The 17,747-nt window shown below is 69.3% G+C and carries 18 protein-coding genes; 6 read left to right on the top strand and 12 right to left on the bottom strand.

Annotated elements, in window-relative coordinates; genetic code table 11:
• Positions 1–816 (top strand): quinone-dependent dihydroorotate dehydrogenase (locus HR086_RS32615; RefSeq protein ID WP_174467584.1); only part of this gene is annotated, 816 nt, incomplete at its 5' end.
• 166 nt (positions 817–982) lie between these two features.
• Here the strand turns inward: HR086_RS32615 and HR086_RS48010 are convergent.
• From HR086_RS48010 to HR086_RS32585, 6 genes are all read right to left on the bottom strand, one after another.
• On the bottom strand, positions 983–1,672 hold the full coding sequence (locus tag HR086_RS48010; protein ID WP_217442040.1) for a DUF4097 family beta strand repeat-containing protein: 690 nt from the start codon (positions 1,670–1,672) through the stop codon (positions 983–985).
• A gap of 102 nt (positions 1,673–1,774) precedes the next feature.
• Positions 1,775–2,923: a spore coat polysaccharide biosynthesis glycosyltransferase ExoK gene (exoK, locus tag HR086_RS32605; RefSeq protein ID WP_174455229.1), complete on the bottom strand. Its 1,149-nt coding sequence runs from the start codon at positions 2,921–2,923 to the stop codon at positions 1,775–1,777.
• A complete protein-coding gene (gene exoJ / locus HR086_RS32600; protein WP_174467583.1) occupies positions 2,913–4,199 on the bottom strand; it encodes a spore coat polysaccharide polymerase ExoJ in 1,287 nt (428 codons plus the stop codon). The genes exoK and exoJ overlap by 11 nt, the downstream gene beginning before the upstream one ends.
• A gap of 149 nt (positions 4,200–4,348) precedes the next feature.
• Positions 4,349–6,073, bottom strand: coding sequence for a DUF6178 family protein (locus tag HR086_RS32595; RefSeq protein ID WP_174467582.1), 1,725 nt, complete (start codon positions 6,071–6,073; stop codon positions 4,349–4,351).
• Between the two features lie 48 nt (positions 6,074–6,121).
• Entirely contained in the window at positions 6,122–6,742 is a 621-nt protein-coding gene (yihA, locus tag HR086_RS32590; protein WP_141646363.1) for a ribosome biogenesis GTP-binding protein YihA/YsxC, read from the bottom strand.
• A gap of 4 nt (positions 6,743–6,746) precedes the next feature.
• Positions 6,747–7,247 (bottom strand): cytochrome c3 family protein, encoded by a 501-nt coding sequence (locus tag HR086_RS32585; RefSeq protein WP_141646362.1) that lies wholly within the window; start codon positions 7,245–7,247, stop codon positions 6,747–6,749.
• 132 nt (positions 7,248–7,379) lie between these two features.
• On the opposite strand from HR086_RS32585, the gene HR086_RS32580 reads away from it, so the two are divergent.
• From HR086_RS32580 to HR086_RS32560, 5 genes are read left to right on the top strand one after another with little or no spacing between them, the layout of a single operon-like run.
• Positions 7,380–7,847: a hypothetical protein gene (locus HR086_RS32580; RefSeq protein ID WP_141646361.1), complete on the top strand. Its 468-nt coding sequence runs from the start codon at positions 7,380–7,382 to the stop codon at positions 7,845–7,847.
• A gap of 8 nt (positions 7,848–7,855) precedes the next feature.
• Positions 7,856–8,452, top strand: a complete 597-nt coding sequence (coaE, locus tag HR086_RS32575; protein ID WP_141646360.1) for a dephospho-CoA kinase — start codon at positions 7,856–7,858, stop codon at positions 8,450–8,452.
• Between the two features lie 23 nt (positions 8,453–8,475).
• Positions 8,476–9,606, top strand: coding sequence for an SDR family oxidoreductase (locus HR086_RS32570; RefSeq protein WP_174455226.1), 1,131 nt, complete (start codon positions 8,476–8,478; stop codon positions 9,604–9,606).
• A 35-nt stretch (positions 9,607–9,641) separates the two neighbouring features.
• Positions 9,642–10,037 carry a MaoC/PaaZ C-terminal domain-containing protein gene (locus tag HR086_RS32565; protein ID WP_174455225.1) on the top strand — a complete coding sequence of 132 codons (396 nt, stop codon included), beginning with the start codon at positions 9,642–9,644 and terminating at the stop codon, positions 10,035–10,037.
• 5 nt (positions 10,038–10,042) lie between these two features.
• Positions 10,043–10,522: a MaoC family dehydratase N-terminal domain-containing protein gene (locus HR086_RS32560; RefSeq protein ID WP_174455224.1), complete on the top strand. Its 480-nt coding sequence runs from the start codon at positions 10,043–10,045 to the stop codon at positions 10,520–10,522.
• Positions 10,523–10,563: 41 nt separating this feature from the next.
• Here HR086_RS32560 and HR086_RS32555 read toward each other — a convergent pair whose 3' ends face one another.
• The 6 genes from HR086_RS32555 to hslU form a co-directional block, all read right to left on the bottom strand.
• Positions 10,564–11,271, bottom strand: a complete 708-nt coding sequence (locus HR086_RS32555) for a hypothetical protein (RefSeq protein WP_174455223.1) — start codon at positions 11,269–11,271, stop codon at positions 10,564–10,566.
• A gap of 139 nt (positions 11,272–11,410) precedes the next feature.
• Positions 11,411–12,229 (bottom strand): hypothetical protein, encoded by an 819-nt coding sequence (locus HR086_RS32550; protein WP_141646356.1) that lies wholly within the window; start codon positions 12,227–12,229, stop codon positions 11,411–11,413.
• Positions 12,230–14,071 carry a molecular chaperone DnaK gene (gene dnaK / locus HR086_RS32545; protein ID WP_141646355.1) on the bottom strand — a complete coding sequence of 614 codons (1,842 nt, stop codon included), beginning with the start codon at positions 14,069–14,071 and terminating at the stop codon, positions 12,230–12,232.
• A gap of 17 nt (positions 14,072–14,088) precedes the next feature.
• Complete coding sequence (locus HR086_RS32540) at positions 14,089–15,408, bottom strand: DnaJ domain-containing protein (RefSeq protein ID WP_174467581.1); 1,320 nt, start codon at positions 15,406–15,408, stop codon at positions 14,089–14,091.
• Positions 15,409–15,516: 108 nt separating this feature from the next.
• Positions 15,517–16,746 (bottom strand): aspartate aminotransferase family protein, encoded by a 1,230-nt coding sequence (locus HR086_RS32535; protein WP_174467580.1) that lies wholly within the window; start codon positions 16,744–16,746, stop codon positions 15,517–15,519.
• A 56-nt stretch (positions 16,747–16,802) separates the two neighbouring features.
• A partial coding sequence (gene hslU / locus HR086_RS32530) for an ATP-dependent protease ATPase subunit HslU (protein WP_174467579.1) occupies positions 16,803–17,747 on the bottom strand: 945 nt, incomplete at its 5' end.

Here is a 17,747-nt window from a genome sequence, read left to right as displayed (position 1 = left end):
CCCCGCCCCCAGCCGGGCAACCCGACGCCCCGCTTGTTCCGTCTGCCGGAGCACCAGGCCGTCATCAACCGCATGGGCTTCAACAACCACGGCGCCGCCGTGGCCGCGGCCCACCTGCGCCAACGCGACTGGCGCCCCGGCCCGCTGGGCATCAACGTGGGCAAGAACAAGGACACGCCGCTGGAGCGGGCGGTGGACGACTACGTGGCGTGCGTGGACGCGCTCGCGCCCCTGGGCGACTACGTGGTGGTCAACGCCTCGTCACCCAACACGCCGGGCCTTCGCAAGCTCCAGGAGCCCGAGCAGCTCTCCGCGCTCCTGGGCGCGGTGCAGGAGCGTCTGGCCTCCGTGGCTCCGGGCAAGCCGCTGTTCCTCAAGATTGCCCCGGACCTGACGCCCGAGGCCGTGGACGAAGTGGTGGACGTGGTGCGCGCCCAGAAGCTCGCGGGCCTCATCGCCACCAACACCACGGTGGCGCGGCCCTTCGAACATCCGCTCGCGAAGGAGGCCGGCGGCCTGTCCGGCGCTCCCGTGCGGGAGGCCGCCAACGCCGTCATCCGCCGCGCGTACCAGCGCTCGGGCGGAGCGCTGGCCATCATCGGCGTGGGCGGCGTCTTCACCGCCGAGGACGTCTACGAGAAGCTGCGTGCGGGAGCATCCGTGGTGCAGGTGTACACGGGCTTCATCTACGAGGGGCCGGGCATGGTGCGCCGCATCCTCCCCGCCCTGTCCGCCCTGCTCGCGAGAGATGGCTTCACGAGCGTCACGCAGGCCATTGGCGCGGAGCACCGGAGCGCCGGCACGCCCGCTTCCTGAAGGCCGGGGCTCGCCCTGGGAGCGGCCCGTCGGCCGGGGGCCCCTCGTCTCGCGCCACGGTGGTGGGGACGAAAGGGGCCCGACAAAAAAGTGAGCGCTCGCCGGCGCCTTGGAGTTTCACCGGCGAGCGCCCCGGGCCGTCTGACTGGGAGACGGGCCTCGAAAGCTATTCCTGGACGGTCAGCGAGCCACCGACGGTGCTCACTTCCACCTCGTGGGTGCCCGCGCCATAGGTCTTCTTCCGCGAACCCAGGGCGACGCTGCTCCCGTTGAAACTCCCCCCTACAGAGCTGAATTCCACCTGCGCGTCCGCTCGCTCCGGCAGCTTCAGCCGGACGTTGCCCGACACCGTCGTGATTTCGGTGTCCTCGAGCTTCCGGGGAGCCAGTACCACCTCTCCCTCAACGCTACTCACCGACAAACGTCGCTCCGAGCCGTTCACTTCCACACGGCCGTTGACGGTGGCGTGCTTCTGCGGCCCCGTCACGCCCTTCACCACCACCGCCCCGTTCACCACCGACACTTCCAGCTCCGACGCGCGCGGCACCTTCACCGTCAACCGCACCGTGCCCTGGTCCGCCCGGCATGACTGCTGCCGTTCCGCACACGGCCCACAGCACACCCTCGCCCGCACCGCGTCGCCGTCCTGGGTGACTTCGACCTCCAACGGCTTCCGGGAATTGTCGGGGTTTTCCGGAACCGCTTCGATTACCACATTATTCCCGTCTACCGCATCTACGCGGACCGCGCCATTAACATTGGAAAGATGGACCTGGGGAGTTCCATCCGTGTCGAACTTCCAGGTCTGCGTCGTCGGGGCGGCGGAGGCCAGCACGGCCAGGAGGGGCAGCAGCATGAAGGGTGCTCCGAGGTAGGGTGTGAACACCCCACCTACGGACGAGCCGGCGCCCCATTGCCGGCCAACGACGCGAAGTATCCACGCCGGTCTGACATGCCCTCAGGGGCCGTGGACCACGCGTTGATACAGCGCGTCATGGAGGCGGATCAGCCGCTCCAGGGACAGCTCGCGGGCGACGAAGTCCCGGGCCGCGCGGCCCATTCGCTTGGCCTTCTCCGGGCTCGAGAGCAGCTGGTTGAAGGCCTGCGCGAGCTGCGCCGGGCGCTCGGCGGGGACGACGAGGCCGCGCTCGCCGTCGCGGACGAGGTCGGTGTTCCCCCCCACCCGCGTCACCACCATGGGGAGGCCAGCGGCCATGCCCTCCATGACGGCGTTGGACATGCCCTCCGCGCTGGAGCACAGCACGCCCAGGGTGGCGCGCGCGTAGATGGCGGCGACGTCCGTGCGGTGCCGCAGGAAGTGCACGGTGTCCGACACGCCCAGCTCCGCGGCCAGCTTCTCCAGGCTCTTGCGGCGGGGCCCGTCACCCACGAGGAAGGCATGCAGCGGCGTGCCTCCGTGGTGGAGCATGGCGAGCGCCAGCAGCAGGTCCTCCTGGCGCTTCACCGGGTGGTTCATGTTGGCGACGTGGACGATGACGGGCGCGTCGCCGGTGTCGGGCAGCGGGGACTTGAGGCCCTCGCGCATCCGCGCGTCGAAGCGGGCCAGGTCCAGGCCGTTGTGGATGACGGAGACGCGGGAGGCGGGCAGGCCCTCCTCTTCCACCAGCATCCGGCGGATGGCCTCCGCGTTGGCGACGACGTGGTCCGCCATGGCCGTCAGCCGCGAGTGCACCGCGCGCCGCGCGCTGCCCTGCCAGTGGGACAGGTCCAACCGTCCGACGATGACCTTCGTCCCAGCGAGCTTCGCGGCCGGCACGGCGATGAGCGTGGAGTAGAAGTCGTGCACGTGGACCAGGTCCACGCGGTTGGTCTTCAGCCACCGGGCCATGCGCATCACCTGGTACGCGGTGTTGGCCTGCGCGACGGAGCCCTTCAGGGGAAACGTCTCCGCCACGTAGCCCAGCTTCCACACCGCGCCCATCAACGGCCCCGCGTCCTCCAGTACGGAGACCTGGAGCTGGTAGCTGGGGGGAAGGCCCCGCAGCAGCTCCAGCACCTGCACCTCCGTGCCGCCAATGTGGAACGACCGGGTGAACTGCACCAGGCGCAGTGGCCTGGCCCCCATCTTCACGTCCTCACGCCGCATGTCCCGACCCCTCCCACGCCCCCACGGGCCCGACAGGCGCCTGTCCGTCCGGGATGCCCACCGTCTCCGTCACCTCCGCCGCGCGGGCGATGCGGTGCGCCGCGGCAGCCAGGCCGAAGAGCACGTAGCAGTGAGCGGAGAGGATGTATCCGGAGAACAAGTCACACGTCAGGTAGCCCGCCACGGACGCGGACAGCGCCCGTGCAATCCAGCCCACCTCTCGACTGCGTGATGCGGTGAAGGCGCCTCCGGACGCGCCTCCCGCGAACATCATGAAGAGCGCCAGGCCCACCCAGCCCAGCTCTCCCACGACGTCCAGGAAGATGTTGTGCGCCACGTACGCGCGCCGCGCTTCTGGAGGCGCGTACTCCGCCCACGCGTAGCGGAAGCTGCCCGCGCCCACCCCCAGCAGCGGCCGGTCCAGGCTGATGCGGCTGGCCACCTGCCACGCGTAGACGCGGCCCATCGCGGACGCATCCTCGTGGAAGGCCGCCACCGTCTCGTTGCGGGCCCAGAAGCTCTCCGGCGCGAAGACGACCAGGCCCATCACGAAGAGCGCGCCCACGACGATGGCCTGGATGCGGCGCTTCTCACGGAAGGCCCACAGGCCCATGGCGACGGACAGGCCGATGAAGCCACCGCGCGAGTGCGACAGGACGATGGCCACCACCGCCAGCACCGCCGCCAGCAGGCACGCCACCCGCCACACCCAGGGCGAGCCCTTGCGGGCCACGAAGGCCACCGCGAGCGGCACCACCAGCACCAGGTTCATGGCCATGTGGTTCGGGTCCGCGTACACGCCCACCCAGCGCGCGCGGAAGCCCTCCACCAGGTTCTCCCCCACCACGTACCAGTTGATGACGCCAATGGACGTCACCACGGAGGCCAGGACAATGGACCCGCACACGACGGCGAGCCTGCGCCCACTGGAGATGACGTTGACGACGGTGAGGTAGATGGCCGTCAGCTTCAACAGCTCCATGCCCGTGTAGCGGGCCACCTCCGCGTTCACCGCCCACGACACGGACAGCACCGCCAGGCAGGAGAAGCCGATGAGCCCCCAGCCCCGCGCGCCATCCAGGTAGAGCGGCTCCGCGCGCCCCAACCTCCGAATCACCATCAACCCCGCGGCCACCACTGACGTCAGCAGCGCCAACCGAAGCGGCGCCAGCACGGGGATCCACTCACCCGGCACCGCGTACATCACCGCGGCGAATGCGGTCAGCGCATAGAAGGCCCACACGTCACGGCGCTGCCCCTGCTCTCCCGGCACCATGTCCCTCCTCCTCTGGCAGTTCACGCGCGTACAGCTTCGCGTGCGCCACGCAGTAGCAGAGGGCGTGCCAGGGTCCGGGCTCGCAAAGGCCCGGATCTCCACAGGCCGGAAGGCCCCCGGAAGCCGGAGGCCCTCCCGGACTGAAAAAGCTACGGCACCGGGTGGCTCTCCATGGGCAGGACTTCGGACGCGACGGGACTCCACTTCGCGTCCTCCAGCCACGCCGCGCCCAGCTCCGACAACAGCCGCATGAGCGTCACACCCACCATGCGGCGCAGCTCCGCGCGAGCCTCCGGGGCCACCGCGCCCTCCAGGCCCGACAGGGCGCGCACGGAGGCGGAGTCGAGCAGGCGCGGGGCCTGGGGGGTGCCCTCGAAGAGGCGCTGGCCCAGCTCCACCGTGCGGCCCAGCGGCACCGGGCGGGCGTCCGGCCGGGCCTCCAGCACCGCCATGGCGACCACGGCGGCGAAGAGGCGCTCCACGCCAAGTGTCTCCAACGGAACACCGAAGCGGGCCACGGCCTCGAGCGCGGACTCCGGCGTGCCACCCAGCACGCCCCGGAAGACCTCCACCTGGGCCTCCGCGCGCGCCAGCACGGCCTCGCTGGCGGCGACTTCGCGCAGCGAGCGGAACGGCACCGGCTCCGCGCCCTCCACCTTCAGCGCGCGACGGGGCCGCTTGCGGCGCAGCGCCTCCAGCGCGGCGGCCTCCTCCGGCAGCACCAGCAGCACGCCGTCCACCACCGCTCCCGGCGACTTCGCCAGCCGGTCCGCGCGGAACTTGAGCTGGAGCGTCAGCGTGAAGCCCGTCTGGAAGATGCGCCGCAGGGGCGTGTCGCGCAGCACCTCGGTGGCCTGCGAGGGGTCCGCCCCCGTCAGGTGCTCCAGCCCGAGCGAGAGGTAGTCCCGCACCATCTCGCCGACCCGGCGCACGGCGTCCAGGTCGCCGGGGTCCGCGAGCTCCGCCACCAACGCCGCGTTGGCCACGCCCGCCAGTTCGTCCTCCGCGTTCTGACGTTCGACCTCCGTCAGTCCCCGGAACGCCGCCGCCAGGTAGTCCACGTGGCCCTGGGACGCCGTCAGCGCCGCCGGGGTTGACGTACTCGAGGGCCGACGCGACGGAACGTCCACGCGGCTGAAGAGGGCCATCGCGTCCTCCAGCGTCGGGAAGCCCAAATCGAGCAGACGCGCCTTGCGGAACTGGAAGGCCGTCTCCTCCAGCTCGGCGGGAACCTCCCAGCGCACGGCCTCCAGCAGGCGCACGGCCTCGAAGGGGTTCTCCGCGATGAGGTCGGTGACGAGCGCGCGCACCGCGGACATCTCCGCGCCCTCGGCCTTGATTTCGACCAGGTAGCGACCCTCCGGAGTCTCCAGCGTCACCCCCTGCGGGTTGACGTCCGGGTTCTCCTCCAGGTCATGCACGGCGACCAGTTCGTGCAGCAGGTACTCGAGCACCTCCATGTCCACCGCGTGCAGCTTGCGCAGGAACTCCGGGGTGTCATCGAAGCCGCCGCGCGCGGCGCGCAGCCACGTCAGCACGGCGTGCGAGTCCAGCTTGTCGCGCTTCCACGCGCCCAGGTCCACGAAGGCGCGGAACTGGCCGGGCGACGCGAGCTGCACCAGCTCCGTCGCGTCCTCGAGCCCCACTTCCTGGATGGTGACGTAGAGGCTCTCCGGAGGCAGGGCGCGCACCAACGCCTGTGCATCCGCTCCCTCCAGAAGCGCGTCCATGCGCCTCCGGGGTGACAGCCTCATCAACTGCTGCTGCAACTCGCGCAGGGCGAGCTGCGAATCCCTGCCATTACCCTTGCCGTTCTCGGAGGACACGGCGCCGTGCCTACCACAGCGCCTCCCTCGTCGGGAGGGGAACGCCACGGAGAGCGGCGACTAGACGATGGAGCCCCGGGGTACCGGAGCCTGGGCTCAAACGCGAGAGGCCTTGCCGAAGGTGTCCAGGAGCGCGCCCCAGACCTCGTCCACGCCCCGCCGCTCCGTCGAGGAGAACGGAAGAATCGCCTCCATGGGCAGGTCCAGCTGACGCGACAGCTCCTGGAGCCGGGGCAGCGTCTTGGCCTTGGTGAGCCGGTCGATCTTCGTGGCCACCACCAGCACCTTGCGCTTGTGGGATTGCAGATAGTCGAGCGTGGCCAGGTCATCCGGCGTCGGGCCGACCTCCGCGTCGATGATGCTCACGACCACTTCGAGCCGATGCCGCTTCTCGAGGTAGGTGGTGATCATCTGCTCCCACTGGGCCTTGTCCGCCTTGCTCGCGCGGGCGAAGCCGTAGCCCGGCAAGTCACACAGGCGCACCTGGTGGCGGAAGGTGCCGCGCTCCAGGTCCACGTCGAAGAAGTTGAGCGTCCGGGTACGGCCCGGGGTGTTCGACACGCGCACCAGCTTCTTGCGGCCGGTGAGGGTGTTGATCATGGAGGACTTACCGACGTTGGAGCGGCCAACGAAGGCCACCTCGGCGGTATGTCCCTGCGGGTAGCCCTTGGGCTCCACCGCGGTGACGACGAAACGGGCGTCCAGAATCTTGATCAATCGACTATTTCTTCGCGGTGGAGGGGGGAGTGGCCGGGGCCTCGGTCCGGGCCGCGCGACGGGCGCGTTCGGCCGACCAGTGGTCAATGGCCTTGAGCGACTCCTTGAAGTCGAACGGCCGCAAGGAGGGCGAGGAGGCGTCGTGGCAGGAGCGGCACTGCTTCTCGGACGGGTCCACCAACCCCACCAGGCGCGCCAGCTCCGGGTCCTTCATCACGTACTCGGGCGAGTAGTACTGGCCGCCGCCGTGACATGTCTCGCAGCTCACACTGGCCTGCGTCTGCGCCACCTGGTCCGGTGAGTGGCACGACAGGCAGCGGCCGTCCTTCTGCTGCTGCTCGGAGAGGGAACTCACCGCCCGGGCGTGCTTGGACTGCATCCACGCCTCGTAGGCCTCCGGGTGGCAGCCCTTGCAACTGTCAGCGCCGACGAAATCAGCCGCCCCGGCCGCGCCACAGAGGGCCAGCAGGAGGACGGAAAGAATCCTGGAGCCAGGAGCGCGCATGGCTCGCGAAGTAGCAGACCCCCCCGGACGGGGCAAGGCGTCTCGTGGTTGAATGCCCGTCGGAATCGTCCGTTGAAAAGAGAGGGCAGCGCTTGAGCCCCGCCCGCCCTTTCCATTAGGGAGGAAGTCGTGATGAGGACCTTGATTGCGCTCGCCGTGATTGCCGTCGCCTTCCCCGCTGTCGCCAAGCCGTGGCAGGGCGTGGAGCCCGGCGTCACCAAGAAGGACGAGGTCGTCAAGAAGTTCGGCGAGCCCTCGCGCACCGTCAGCCAGGACGGCAAGGAGACCATCGCCTACCTCGGCAAGGAGGCCATCAAGGGCACCAGCCAGGCGCAATTCAAGGTGGACCCCGGCACGGGACTCATCGAGCGCATCGACGTCTTCCCCGGGCCCGTCATCGACAAGGAGACCATCGAGACGAGCTACGGCCCCGCCTGCCCCTCCGGCCCCGTGCCCTCTGCGCCGTGCTACCAGCGCAAGCTGACGGACGACTTCCGCACCTACTTCCTCTACCCGAAGCTGGGGCTGGCCATCTTCTTCAACGAGGACGGCAAGACGGTGCAGTCGTTCACCTTCACCACGCAGAAGGCCGCGAAGTAGGCCCGCGGATGCACGTCTTCGGACTGACGGGCGGCATCGGTTCCGGAAAGAGCACCGTCACCCGGATGCTCCGGGAGCTGGGCGCGGAGGTGCTCGACGCGGACGTGCTCGCCCGCGAAGTCGTCGAGCCGGGCACGCCGGGCCTCGCCGCCATCGCGGAGCGCTTCCCTGGCGTGGTGGGCCCCGACGGCCGCCTGGACCGAGCGAAGCTGGGCGCGCACGTGTTCGGCAACGACACGGAGCGCGCCGCCCTCAACGCCATCACCCACCCTCGCGTTCGCGAGGCCTTCATGGAGAAGCTCGAGGCGCTGACGGCTCGGGGCGTGGAGCGTGTCATCTACGACGTCCCGCTGCTGATCGAAGCCGGGATGCACGAGTGGATGGAGGGGGTGGCGCTGGTGTGGGTGCCCCGGGACCTGCAAAAAGCGCGGCTGATGGCGCGTGACGGGCTGGATGCGACGGCCGCCGAGGCGCGGCTGGCCGCCCAGCTCCCCCTGGACGACAAGCGGGTCCACGCGACGTGGGTCATCGACAACAGCCAGGACCTGTCATCCACCCGGGAGCAAGTGGAGTCGGTCTGGCGCGCCATGCTCGCGCGCGGCTGACGGGCGAGTATGCTCCGCGCGCAATGAGCGAGACGCGCAAGAAGACCGGTGCTGGGACGTATTTCATCACCGGCTATCCGGGGTTCATCGGCAAGCGGCTGGTGGAGCACATCGCGCGGGAGGACCCGAAAGGGCACGTCTACGCGCTGGTGCAGCCCAAGGCGCTCAAGGAAGCGCAGAAGCACGCGTCCAAGCTGAAGGGCGCCACGGTGGAGCTGCTCACCGGCGACGTGGTGGACATGCACCTGGGCCTGTCGGGCGAGGAGTACCAGCGCCTGTGCGAACGGGTGACGGACATCTTCCACCTGGCGGCGGTGGCGCAGTTGGGCGTGGCCAAGGACACCGCGTGGCGCGTGAATGTGGACGGCACGCGCAACATGCTGGAGCTCGCGCGCGACTGCGAGCACCTGGCGCGCTTCAACCACTTCTCCACCTGCTACGTGTCCGGCGACCGCGTGGGCGTCATCGCCGAGGACGAGCTGGACCGCGGCCAGGGCTTCCGCAATCCGTACGAGGAGACGAAGTTCCAGGCCGAGCGGTTGGTGATGCGCGCCAGCTCCACCCTGCCCGTCACGGTGTACCGGCCCTCCAGCGTGGTGGGCGATTCGCGCACGGGGGAGATCGACAAGTTCGAGGGGCCCTACTACCTGGGCATCCTGCTCGTCACGTCGCCGCTGGTCGTGCCGCTGCCCCTGCCCGGCAACGGCGTGGCGCCGCTCAACGTGGTGCCAGTGGACTACGTGGTGGAGGCGGTGTGGCGCTTGTCGAAGGACCCTCGCGCCGCGGGCCGCACGTTCCACCTGGTGGACCCGAACCCGATGAGCGCACGGCGCGTGTACGAGCTCATCGCGGAGAAGGCGAACAAGAAGCTGCCGCGCTTCAACCTGTCGGCGCGCGCGGCGGACGTCATGCTGCGGCTGCCGGTGCTGGAGAAGCTGGCCCGGCCGCAGCGCGCGGCCATCAGCTATGTGAACCATCTGGCCATCTACAACTGTCACAACACGCTGGAGCTCTTGGACGGCACGGGCGTGCGTTGCCCTCCCCTGTCCTCGTACCTGGACCAGTTGGTGGCGTATGTGCGCGAGCAGTACCGCAAGCGCCGAGAAGGCTCTGAAGTGGATGACCCGTTGGACCAGGGCTCCGCGACGGGGTGAGCGAGCGGGGCCTCCGTGCTAAATCAGGGGGCCTCATGGCACGCACCTTCCAGGTAGGCGATACCTTCACGCACGTCCGCGAGTGCGACCTGTACCGGCCGATCTACTACGCGGGCGCATCCGGGGACTTCAATCCCATCCACATCGACCCGGAGGTCGGCAAGGTGGCCGGCCTCGACGGCGTCATCTTGCAGGGGCTCTGCACGCTGGGCTGGGCGGTGGAAGCCGTCGCCGTCTTCGTGGGAGACCCGGGCCGCATCCGCAAGGTGAAGGTGCGCTTCTCTCGCCCTGTTCGTCCCGAGGACGTCGTGACGTTCGAAGGCAAGGTCACCGCCATCGAAGCGGACCGGCTCACCACGGAAGTCACCGCCACCAACCAGCGCGGCGAGGCCGTCCTCAAGGGCGCCGTCGTCGAAGCCTCCATCGGATAGTCGCCATGGCCATCGACAAGCGCTTCATCGGCCGGGAATACGGCCCGTACACGTACACGATTGGCGCGGAGAAGCTGCGCGAGTTCACCCTGGCCGTGGGAGGCGCGCATCCCGCCGCCGGCACACCGGGCGAGCCGCCTGAGCACGTCAGTCCCCTCCTCTACGACGACACCGCCGCGAAGCAGGGCCCGTACGGCGACCTGATTGCGTTCCCCAGCTTCGCCGTCGTCTTCGCCATCCGCCCGTTCGGCGCGGCCGTCGCGGACCCGGAGCTGGGCGTGAATCTGCTGATGCTGGTGCACGGTGAACAGGAGCTGGAGTTCCTGGACGTCATGCGCCCCGGCGACGTGATGACGACCACGGGCCGCATCGAGAACATCTACGTGAAGGCCGGCAAGGAGTTCGTCGTCGTCAGCACGGAGTCGCGCAACCAGCGCGGCGACGTCGTGGTGAAGGGCGTCTGGACGGGCGTCGTCCGCGCGTAGCCGTGGCACGTGGGCTCGGGGTCATTGCCCCCGGGCCCGCCCTACTCCTGGGTGCGCATGAGGGTGTCGACCGCGGCCCTGTCCGCCTCGAGCGACGCCCGCTCCGAAGCCGGGAGCACCAGGGCGTCGAATTCGCGGAGCGATTGATTCGCGCGTGGCAGGTCCGCCAGCGCCACGGCCAGCTCGGCACGAGCCACCAGCGCCCGCGCTCGCTCCAGCGGCGTGCCGGCATCGGGCTTCTTCAGCGCGGCGTCGAGGACCTTCGCGGCCGTCGCGTCGTCACTCTTGAAGTCACGCAGCCTCCGGGCGGTCTTCAGCGCCTTGCCCAACAGCGTGGCGGAGTCGTCCTCGTCGTCACCGTAGCCACCAGGCTCGTCGCGACGGATGAACATCACGCTGTTGCCGGACGGGTCGACGACGGTGAAGCGTGTCTGCCCCTTCTTCATCCGGGTGATTCTCGGCACGCCTCGCACGGGCACCTTGCCGTAGGTCTTTCGCAGGGCCGCCGCGAAGCCTTCGTGCAGCTCCTCGACTTCGTCGACGATGATGAGACAGCAGCTATAGGCCGCCAGCGGGTCCAACCCCTTCACGCCAAAGAAGTGGAGCTGGGCCCCTCCACGCCGCGTCGCCGCGTAGGGATTCGGCAGGCGCTGCTGGTACGTCACCTCGAAGCCCAGCAGCCCATAGAACTCGAGCGTCGGTTCGAGCGCGACACAGGGCAGCGCCGGAATGCTGGCGTCATGCTTCATGGGTGTGTGCCTCCCGCGCGACGCGGGCCCAGGAGTGGCCTCGACTCACGCGCAAACAAGAAATAACCTGTCATCATGACAGGACCCTGTCAATCGACCTGAAAAAGGCGCGCCTGCGTGGACCCGGCTTCGAGGGAGGTCAGGCGGCGGCGATGACGCCTTCGTCGAGGAGCTGGGCGAGGATGCGGGCGGTATCCAGCCGCGTCATCCCGGACAGCGAGAAGAGGTCCTCGAACGTCACGGCGCCATCAATCTGCGCGAGCACGAAGCCCGCGCGGTGGTCCAGGCTGAGCCAGATGATGTCGTCCGGCTGGAGACGCACGCGGGGCACACGGCCCAGGTCGCCCAGCTTCGACTCCAGCATGGCCATCAGCATGCGCTCGCTGCGGATGAGCAGCACATCCACGCGCGGGTCTCCCGGCGCCAGCTCCTGCGCCTTGAACAACAGGTCCACCGCGCCCGAGTGGTCATCCAGCTCCAGCAGGTCGGCCGCGCCGCGCAGCAACCGCTCCAGCTCGCTCTCCGTGACGGGGACACCGAACTCGTCCGTGTCACCCTCGGGGACGCCGTACTCCTGCGTGGTGGGCTCATCGCGCGAGAGCAGGTCCAGCACGTCACCTCCCGGTGGAGGTCCGTCGCCCTCTGGAATCAGCACGCTGGGAGAACGCTCCTCGTCCTCTTCGTCCAGCGGATGGCCCTCGCCTTCGGCCCACGCGCCCCAGTCGCCATCCAGCGAGGGCAGCGGCGTGCCTCGCGTGGACGCATCCGCCGATGCCCCCGCGAACGGGCTACTCCGTCCGAATGGGGTCTCCAGCGCGGCCAGGGATTCGCGCGCCCGGACATTGTCGGGGTCCAGCACGAGCGCCCGCTCGAACAGCTTCTGCGCACCCTGGGCGTCGCCACTCAGGCGCAGCCACAGTCCCGCCTCGACGAGCTGGTTGGCGCGCTGGGTGCTCATCTATCGCCCCATGCCACTGCGTGACGGGCCCTTGAGCTGGGTCAGACATCCCGTGAGCAGCTCACACGCGCGGCCCAGCGCCCCCACGTCCTCACCCGCGCGGACCTGCCGCGCATGTTCCAGCACCTGCTCCGCGCGAGGCACCGCGTCGGCGGGAAGCCCACCACCCCCGGGCAACAGCCTCGCTCGCGTCAGCGCATCCATGACGTCGCGCGCGAGCGAGTCCAGCTCCATGCGCTTGACCTTGAGTTCCTCGGAGATGCGCGCGGCCATGAGGTAGCCGCGCTGCTCATCCATGATGCGCTTGAGCTCCTCCTCGGTGAGTCCACTGGACGCGGTGACGGTGATGGACTGGCGCAGGCCCGTCTCCCTGTCGCGCGCGGAGACGGAGACGATGCCCTCCGCGTTGATGTCGAACGTCACCTCGATTTCCACCTGCCCCCGAGGTGCCTCGCGCAGACCGGTGAGGACGAACTCGCCCAGCAGCTCGTTCTGGTGCGCCAGCTCGTGCTCGCCCTGGAGCACCATGATCTTCACCAGCCGCTGGAAGTCCTTCGACGTCGCGAAGACCTCCGTGGCCGACGTGGGCACCGTCGTGTTCTTCGGGATGATGCGCCGCACGTAGCCGCCGGCGATGGCCACCCCCAGGCTCTGCGGCGTGACGTCCAGGAGCAGCAGCTCGCCCTCCTGCGCCACCAGCGCGTGCGCCTGCACCGCGGCGCCCAGCGCCACCACCTCGTCCGGATGCACGCCCTTGCACGGCTCACGTCGGAAGTAGCCGCGCACCGCCTCGACAATCTTGGGCATGCGCGACATGCCACCGACGAGGATGACTTCCTTCAGCTCCGAGGCCCGCACACCCGCCTCGCCCAGCACCTCCGTGGTGATGCCCACCACGCGCTCGGCCAGGTCCGCCGTCAGGTCATCCAGCTTCTCGCGGGACAACGCGGCCTGCAGGTGCAGCGCGGCGCCGCCCCCGGGAGGCGTGCTGATGAACGGAAGGTTGAGCTGCGTCTCCTTCACGCTCGACAGCTCCACCTTCGCCTTCTCCGCCGCGTCCTTGAGCCGCTGCAACGCCATGCGGTCCTTGCGCAGGTCGATGCCGTGCTCCTTCGCGAAGCCGAAGACGAGCCACTCGATGATGCGGTTGTCCCAGTCCTCGCCCCCCAGGTACGTGTCGCCGCCGGTGCCCACCACGTCGAAGACACCCTGGTTGATCTCCAGCACCGACACGTCGAACGTGCCGCCGCCCAGGTCCAACACGGCCACGCGGCCATTCACGGTGCGGCTGAAGCCATACGCCAGCGCCGCCGCGGTGGGCTCGTTGATGATGCGCAGCACGTCCAACCCGGCGATGCGCCCCGCGTCCTTGGTGGCCTGCCGCTGGGCGTCGTTGAAGTACGCCGGCACCGTGACGACGGCCTTGCTCACCGGCCTGCCGAAGTGCGCCTCCGCGTCCGCCTTCAGCTCCTGGAGGATCATGGCGCTGATCTCCGGAACCGACATGTCCTTGCCGCCCATGCGGATGCGCAGGTCATCGTGCTGCCCCGGCACCACCTCGTAGGGCAACGAGCGCAGCGCGTCCTGCACCTCGTGCGAGGAGAACTTCCGGCCGATGAGCCGCTTGGCCGCGTACACCGTCTCCTGCGGGTTGGTGATGGCCTGACGCTTGGCGATGCCACCCACCAGTCGCTTGCCGTTCTTGGACACGGCGATGACCGACGGCGTAAGCGCCTGGCCCGTGCGGTTCTTGATGACGACGGGCTGCCCGTCCTGGACGGTGGCGACGATGCTGTTCGTCGTCCCCAGGTCGATGCCAATGAGGGGTTCGGGATCAGCCATGAGAGAGCGTGCTCATCCTAGAACGTCCAGCGCAGCTTCTTGAGCGCCGCCTTGGCCTCGGCATTGTCCGGATCCAACTTCGCTGCATCTTCGAAGACCCGCTTGGCCAGTTTCTTCGATCCCGCGTCGGCGAGCACCCGTCCCAGCAACAAATGGTGCTCGATTCGCCCTCCCTGCAGGTCCACGGCGCGCTGTGCCAGCGAGCGAACCTCGCCCACGTCCTGGCCCTGCTGGAGTCCCAGTCTGGCCGCACGGAAGGCGGCCTCCGGGTTCTGCCCATCCAGGGAATACGCCAGCCGATAGGCCGCGAGCGCCCCCACGGTATCGCCGTGCTGCTCCAGTTCCCGCCCGCGCGCCAGCTCGATGGCCCCACGCTGTTCGTCGTGGCGGCGGCGCGCCTCCGTCAGCAGCGTCGTCACCTCGCGGTTCTTCGGGTCCAACGTCTGGACCTGGTGGAAGTCCTGGTAGGCCCGCTCCCAGTCGCCTCGGGCGATGGCCGCCTTGCCGCGCGCCACCAGCTCCGACAGCCGCACGTTGCGCGCCATGTACGGGTGCCGAGCGAGCCGCGCCTGCCGCTCCGCCCTGCGTGCCTCCGACTCCGCGTCCTGCACCGGAGGTGGCGTCGACGGGGCGGACGCCTGCAGCGGGGACGAGAGGCGCGCCGGACGCGGAGTGGGAGCGAAGGGCATCAGCTCCTGGGTGGGATCCATCACCGGCACGGGCGCGGGCGCGGGGGTCGCGGCGGCCACGGAAGCCGTCGCGAGCGCCGGGTGTGCCTTGAGGTACGCGTCCCGCTTGTCCTGCTGGGTGAGGATGTTGTGGGCGTCCGTGAGCCTCCGGAAGATGCGCTCCATGCGCGCGCGGAAGCTGCCCAGGTTCTTTCCGAAGTAGCGGTCCGGGTGATAGCGGCGGGACGCGTTGTAGTACGCCTGCTTCACCTCGGCGGCCGGAGCACCAGGGCGCAATCCGAGGACGGCGAAGTGATCCAACCCGTCCAGCGCACGCTCCAGGTCGATGATCTCCTTCTTCCGCTCCGGCTCCAGGTCCACTTCCTCGGCCAGCGCGGCGTCCACTGCGGGAGCGGGCTGGTTCTTCTGCACCACGCGCGCGGGGACGATGGCCCCCTTGGCCCGCAGGGCGAGCAGCACGGCGATGGTGCGTGCTTCACCCAGGGTAGAGCGTGACAACACCTGGTCGATGCGCTCCACCCTGCCGACAAGCGACAGGACGGACGCTTCCTCCGACGAGAGCTGGAGGCGAGCGAAGTCCAGATTGGGCACCGTGGCGATGTGGTCCGTCCGGGCCCCCAGGCCGACAATCGTATTTGGCGCGCTCACAGGACGGTCCACGAATGGGTTGCCGAAAGGTCGAGCCTAGGTTTGGGGGACGCGGGGCGTCAAACACCCAGTGCCCCCGCCCAGGCTCCATCCGGCGGAAAATCGGCCTCAGAGGGCCATCAGCACCCGCTCGATGATGGCGAGGCTCTGATCCAACTCCTCCCGGGTGACAGTGAACGGAGGGGCGAAACGGACCGTCCGGTCACCCGCCGCGTTGCCCAGCACCCCGGCCTCGCGCAGCCTGGCGAGCACCTGGGGCGCCTCCCGGTCCACTTCCAGGCCCACCAGCAGGCCCTGTCCTCGGACCTCGACGACGCGACCCGGGGGAAGCTTGCCCTGGATTTCCCGCAGCCGGCCCAGGAAGTACGCACCCTTGGCCGTCACTTCGTCCAGGAAGCCCGGCTGGCGGATGACCTTGAGGGCGGCGTTGGCGGCGGCGGCGGCCACCAGGTTGCCGCCGAACGTCGAGCCGTGGCTGCCCGGGGACAGGCTCGCGCCCACGTCCTCGCGGCACAACATGGCGCCAATGGGCAGACCGTTGCCCAGCGCCTTCGCCATGCTGATGGCGTCCGGCCGGATGCCCTCGCGCATGAAGCCGAAGGGGATGCCGGTGCGACCCATGCCCGTCTGGATTTCGTCGACGAGGAGCAACAGGCCCTTCTCGTCGCACAGCGCGCGCAGCCCCTTGAGGAAGCCCTCGGGGGCCAGACGCACCCCACCCTCCCCCTGGATGGGCTCCACCAGGATGGCGGCGGTGGCCGGACCCACGGCGCGGCGGACCGCCTCCACGTCACCGTACGGCACGTGGTGGAAGCCGGCCGGCAGCGGCTCGAAGCCCGCGTGGTACTTCGGCTGTCCCGTGGCCGTGACGGTGGCCAGGGTGCGGCCGTGGAAGCTGCGCTCGAAGGTGATGACCTCGTAGCGCTCCGGCGTGCCCCGGTCCTTCATCACCTTGCGGGCCAGCTTCAGCAGCGCCTCGTTGGCCTCCGCGCCGGAGTTGCAGAAGAAGGCGCGCTCGAACCCACTCCACTCACACAGCTGCGCCGCCAGGTCGATCTGCGGCTGCGAGTAGAACGCGTTCGACACGTGCCACAGCGAGTCCAGCTGCGCGTGCGCCGCCGCCACCAGGTCCGGATGACAGTGTCCGAGCGCGCACGTCGCCACGCCGCCGATGAGGTCCAGATACTCACGACCGTCCGCGTCCCACACGCGCGTACCCCGACCTTTGACCAGGACGATGGGCTGCTGCTTGTAGTTCTGCAGCAGGTGGCTCTTGGCCTTGGAGATGAGGGTGTCGTTGGAAGTCGAGGCGGCGGCGGAGGGCACGGGCTGCGGCAAGGGTGTCTACCTTCCTTGGTGGTGGGGGAACGGCTGCGAGCGCGCCATATACCGCGCTAGAGGATGTAGCGCGACAGGTCCTCGTCCTGGACGATGGAACTCAGGCGCTCACGCACATAATTGCCGTCCACCTGGAAGTCGCGGGGCCCCAGCTCACTGGCGGAGAAGGACACCTCGTCGAGCAGTCGCTCCAGCACGGTGTGCAGGCGGCGAGCACCGATGTTCTGCGTGCGCTCGTTCGCCTGCTGGGCGATGCGCGCCAGCTCCGTCACCGCGTCGTCGGTGAAGGACAGGCGCACGCCCTCGGTGTGGAGGAGCGCGGTGTACTGGCGCAGGAGGGAGTTCTTCGGCTCGCGGAGGATGCGGATGAGGTCGTCACCGGAGAGCGCCTCCAGCTCCACGCGGATGGGGAAGCGCCCCTGCAGCTCGGGAATCAGGTCGCTGGGCTTGGAGACGTGGAACGCGCCCGCCGCGATGAAGAGCATGTGGTCCGTCTTCACCATGCCGTACTTGGTGTTGACGGTGGAGCCCTCGACGATGGGGAGGATGTCTCGCTGCACGCCCTCGCGCGAGACGTCCGGGCCGCTGCTGCCCTTGGCGCCCTCGCGGCTGGCGATCTTGTCGATTTCGTCGATGAAGACGATGCCACTCGACTCGGCGCGCACCACGGCCTCGCGCTGCACGCGGTCCGGGTCCACCAGCTTCTGGGCCTCTTCCTGACGCAGCAGTTGGAGCGCCTCCGGCACGCGCACGCGACGTCGGCGCGTCTTGCTCATGCCCGGCATGTTCTTGAAGAGGTCCTGCAGGTTGACGCCAATCTCCTCCATGCCCTGGCCGGAGAAGCCGCGCATGAACGTCTGCCCGCTGTCGCTCGTCTCCACATCCACGAACTGGTCATCGAGCGTTCCCGCGCGCAGCTGGGCGCGGAGCTTCTCCCGCTCGGTGTCTCCCAGGCGCTGTGGCGCGGGAGGAGGCGGCGGAGGCGGCGAGAAGCCGAAGGG

This window comes from Myxococcus sp. CA039A, assembly GCF_013336645.1.
Classification (GTDB): domain Bacteria; phylum Myxococcota; class Myxococcia; order Myxococcales; family Myxococcaceae; genus Myxococcus; species Myxococcus llanfairpwllgwyngyllgogerychwyrndrobwllllantysiliogogogochensis.
The sequence above is the reverse complement of the archived record's forward strand: the minus strand, read 5'-3'. Positions and strand labels throughout refer to the sequence as shown.